Source organism: Frankia sp. AgKG'84/4 (assembly GCF_023242965.2).
GTDB lineage: Bacteria > Actinomycetota > Actinomycetes > Frankiales > Frankiaceae > Frankia.
In genome coordinates this window covers 1-2,627 of record NZ_JALKFU020001191.1, presented here as the reverse complement: position 1 = coordinate 2,627, position 2,627 = coordinate 1, and the positions used below count along the sequence as shown (strand labels likewise).

Sequence of the window (2,627 nt, the reverse complement as noted above, 5' to 3'; positions counted from 1 at the left end):
CTGCTCGCCGAGTTCAACCTGGCGGACGCGGCCGTGCTCGACGCGGCCGCCGGCGTCGACGTCGACTACCTGGAACTGGCCGGCTCCGATGATCTGGGGCCGGTCACCGCCGGACCAGCGCTGCTGCTCGTCGCCGCCCGGGTGGGAACCACCCGTCTGATCGACAACCTCTCGCTCGTTCTGACCGCCGACTGTCCGGGAGTCTGATCGTGTTGCGCACCATGCTCACCGCCAAGATCCACCGGGCCACGGTGACCCAGGCCGACCTGAACTACGTGGGGTCGGTGACGATCGACGCCGACCTGCTCGACGCCGCGGGCCTGCTGCCCGGCGAGCAGGTGACGATCGTCGACATCAACAACGGCGCCCGCCTGGAGACGTACACGATCCCCGGCCCCGCGGGCAGCGGCGTGATCGGCATCAACGGCGCGGCGGCCCGTCTGGTCCACCCGGGCGACCTCGTCATCATCATCGCCTACGGGATCATGGAAGACGCCGAGGCGCGCACTTATGCCCCCCGGGTGCTGTTCGTCGACGCCGAGAACCGGATCATCGGCACCGGCAACGACCCGGCCGAGGCGCTGCCCGGCGACCCGGCGAGCCTGCGGGGCGACATCCCGGCGATGCCCATCAACGCGATCATGCCCGCCAACGTGACCATGCCCGCCAACGTGACCATGCCCGCCAACGGAACAGCCATGGCCCCCCGGTGACCGTGCTCCCCTGCCGGCTCGGCGCGCCCCGCCCGGGGTGGAGTCTCGCCGCGGACCTCGTGGTCATCGGCTCGGGGATCGCCGGCCTGACCGCCGTCCTACGGGCCCGCCGCGAGCTGCCCGCGGCCCGCGTCCTGCTGGTCACCAAGGCGAGCCTGGACGCCGGTTCCACCCGCTGGGCCCAGGGCGGCATCGCCGCGGCCCTGGCCGCGGAGGACTCGCCCACCGATCACCTGACGGACACCCTCATCGCCGGGGTCGGGCTCTGCGACGAGCAGGCCGCCCAGGTGCTGGTCGACGAGGGCCCGGCGCGGGTCCGGGAACTCGCCGAGCTCGGCGCGCGGTTCGACCTGGCCGCCGACGGCTCGTTCGCGTTGACCCGCGAGGGCGGCCACCTGCGCAACCGGATCATCCACGCCGGCGGCGACGCCACCGGGCTGGAGGTCGAACGCGCGCTGATCGCCGCGGTGCGCGCGGACCCCTCCATCGAGGTGATCGAGAACGCCCTCGTCCTCGACCTGCTGCTAGACGCCGACGGCTGCGCCGCCGGGGCGACCCTGCACGTGCTCGGCGAGGGCAGCCAGGACGGTGTCGGCGCGGTCACCGCGCCGGCGGTGGTGCTGGCGACCGGTGGGATGGGGCAGATCTTCGCGTTGACCACCAATCCCGGGGTGTCCACCGGCGACGGGGTCGCACTCGCTCTGCGCGCCGGCGCGGTCGTCGCCGACCTGGAGTTCGTCCAGTTCCACCCGACGGCGCTGTGGCTGCCGCCGGCGGACGCGACCGGACGCCTCGGCGACCAGCAGCCGCTGGTCAGCGAGGCGATGCGCGGCGAAGGGGCCGTCCTCGTCGACGCCGACGGCAACCGCGTCATGGCGGGGGCCCATCCGCTCGCCGACCTCGCCCCCCGCGACATCGTCACGAAGCAGATGTCGCGGGTGATGGCCGCGCGGGGAGTCGACCACCTCTTCCTCGACGCGCGGGGGATCGGCGCGGCGACCATCGAGCACCGGTTCCCGTCGATCACCGCCCGTTGCCGCTCGATCGGCGTGGATCCCGTGACCATGCCGATTCCGGTCGCGCCGGCCGCCCATTACGCCTCCGGCGGCGTGCGCACGGACCTGTGGGGGCGCACCACCGTCCCCGGCCTGTACGCCTGCGGCGAGGTGGCCTGCACGGGGGTGCACGGCGCCAACCGGCTCGCCTCGAACAGCCTGCTGGAGGGCCTGGTCTTCGCCGCCCGCATCGCCGAGCACATCGCCGGCGGCGCGACCCGGCGCGGCGACGCGGTACCGGCCGCGCCCATCGTCGGTCGGGGCAGCGGGCTGACCGACCCGGCCGAGCGCTCCGAGCTGGCCAGGGCAATGACCGACGGTGCCGGGGTGCTGCGCAGCGCCGACAGCCTGCGGGCGACCGCCAAGGTCCTCGCCGGCCTCGGTGATCTGCGGGTCAGCGGGGCGACGGTCACCGCCGGCCCGCCAGCCTGGGAGATGACGAACCTGCGCACCGTCGCCACGGCGCTGGTCGCCGCGGCGGCCGTACGCACGGAGACCCGCGGCTCGCACTGGCGGGAGGACTTCGGCGAGCGCGACGACGAGCACTGGCTCGGCCGCGTCCTCACCCGCCTCGGACCCGAGGGCGAGCTCGTCATCGACGTCGAGCCCATCCACGCCGCACCGATCGGAGCAGCGTCATGAGTGACCGGCTCTCGCCCGCCACCCGCAATGCCCTGGTCATCGCCGGTCTCGATCCCGAGAGCGTCGCCGCCGTGATCGTCCGGGCCCTCGCCGAGGACCTGCCCGGCTGGGGCCTGGCGGAGCCGGCGCCGGGCAGCGACGGCCCCGGCGCGGTCGACGCCACCTCGGCGGCGACCGTCGACGCCGGTCTCGTCGGCCATGGCGCCCTGGTCAGCCG

3 protein-coding genes and 1 pseudogene are annotated in these 2,627 nt (G+C 74.4%); all 4 read left to right on the top strand.

Annotated features, from left to right (window positions below; all coding sequences use genetic code 11):
- On the top strand, window positions 1-207 hold a 207-nt coding region (locus tag MXD58_RS28590; RefSeq protein WP_250611279.1), incomplete at its 5' end, for a pantoate--beta-alanine ligase.
- 2 nt (window positions 208-209) lie between these two features.
- Window positions 210-713 carry an aspartate 1-decarboxylase gene (gene panD / locus MXD58_RS28585; protein ID WP_248839214.1) on the top strand — a complete coding sequence of 168 codons (504 nt, stop codon included), beginning with the start codon at window positions 210-212 and terminating at the stop codon, window positions 711-713.
- Complete coding sequence (locus tag MXD58_RS28580) at window positions 710-2,410, top strand: L-aspartate oxidase (RefSeq protein WP_248839213.1); 1,701 nt, start codon at window positions 710-712, stop codon at window positions 2,408-2,410. The genes panD and MXD58_RS28580 overlap by 4 nt, the downstream gene beginning before the upstream one ends.
- Window positions 2,407-2,627 (top strand): annotated as a pseudogene (locus MXD58_RS28575) (carboxylating nicotinate-nucleotide diphosphorylase); the annotation flags it as partial. The gene MXD58_RS28580 and the pseudogene MXD58_RS28575, both read left to right, overlap by 4 nt.